This window comes from Novipirellula artificiosorum, from assembly GCF_007860135.1.
Taxonomy (GTDB): domain Bacteria; phylum Planctomycetota; class Planctomycetia; order Pirellulales; family Pirellulaceae; genus Novipirellula_A; species Novipirellula_A artificiosorum.
Genome location: NZ_SJPV01000060.1, coordinates 1 through 1,543, shown reverse-complemented (window position 1 = coordinate 1,543; position 1,543 = coordinate 1). Strand labels below are relative to the sequence as shown.

Annotated in this window: 1 protein-coding gene; it reads left to right on the top strand. The window is 56.6% G+C overall.

What is annotated here, in order from left to right; all coding sequences use genetic code 11:
* Positions 1–461: 461 nt before the first annotated feature.
* A complete protein-coding gene (locus Poly41_RS33740) occupies positions 462–896 on the top strand; it encodes an endonuclease domain-containing protein (RefSeq protein ID WP_146531774.1) in 435 nt (144 codons plus the stop codon).
* Positions 897–1,543 lie beyond the last annotated feature (647 nt).

Genomic DNA, 1,543 nt, shown 5'->3' with positions numbered 1-1,543 from the left:
GCTAGCTGGCTACATGATCCTGCTCTCGATGACCGATCTGCTAGAATCGCCCGACATCGACATCGGTCAACTGAAGCAAATGGCCGCCAACGCTCTCCCGTTCAGACTTGTGTAGATACCAATGCCCTCTGGGAGAGGTCGAGCGCAGCGAGGGAGAGGGGCGGTGTGCCTCGCCCTCTGGGAGAGGTCGAGCGCAGCGAGGGAGAGGGGCGGTTTACTTCGTCTTATGAGAGGGGGCGAGCGTAGCGAGGGAGAGCGGGGTTGCGTACCTCGCCCTCTGGGAGAGGTCGAGCGCAGCGAGGGAGAGGGCTTCTTGGCACCCAATTGACTTGCTCCCTACGCCCCCTTTCGAATTGTTGATCCTTTCTATCGGTCTGCAAACCCCCATCGATTCGTCAGGTCTCCCGAGGGGGAGCGGGAGGGCTGAACACAATACCTGTCTACCCACAAACGAACACAACATGACCAAACGAAACCCTATCGAAGACGCTCGCGAACTTCGCAAGCGGCAAACGGAAGCAGAGGTTTTGTTGTGGAGTATGCTGCGTGCGAAACAGGTATGCGGTTTGAAATTTCGTCGCCAATATCCCGAGCCGCCCTACATCCTCGACTTTGCCTGCCATGCCAAAAAGTTCGCCGTTGAAATCGACGGTGGGTACCACGACGACCAATACGAGAAAGATCAACAACGAGAAAGGTATTTGATCGACAAAGGATGGGACATCATCCGTTTTCCGAACGAAGACGTCTTAGGCGATGTTGAATCGGTGGCAATCGTCATCGCCAAACATCTTGGATTGAAATACGAATTCAAGAAACGTCCGGGCGGAATATCGAGCGTGTTGCATCGCCAACGGATTCATACGGATCAAGAACAACGAAGGCCCCAACCGTGAACCCTCCCCCTCGCTGCGCTCGACCCCTCCCGCTGCGGAGGTCGTGCAGTTTTTAAGTTGTTGATTGAAAGAGACTTACAAGATTTACCTCTCCCTCTGGGAGAGGTCGAGCCTAAGCGAGGGAGAGGGAAAACGGGCTGCGATGACAACATGAAATTCCAGCACGGTTTCTATACCGGCCCTCCCCCTCGCTGCGCTCGACCCCTCCCGCTGCGCGGGCAGGGGTGGTTGGATACCTAAACACTTCAGCAGTCACAACTTAAAAACTGCACGATCTCCTCGCGGGAGAGGTCGAGCGCAGCGAGCGGGAGCGGTGGTTTACCTCTCCCTTGGGAGAGGTCGAGCGCAGCGAGGGAGAGCGGTGGTTTACCTCTCCCTTGGGAGAGGTCGAGCGCAGCGAGGGAGAGCGGTGGTTTACCTCTCCCTTGGGAGAGGTCGAGCGCAGCGAGGGAGAGGGGTGGTTTTACCTCGCCCTTTGGGAGAGGTCGAGCGCAGCGAGGGAGAGGGGTGGTGTACCTCGCCCTTTGGGCTCGTTGTACCACATAAGTTAGACGCTTGAAAAATTTTTTGCACCTGGCCCAAAAGCGTTCCATGCGTTGGACAGGTCGTAGGATCTCTGGATTCCAACCCAAAGCGTTTGCGTCCCA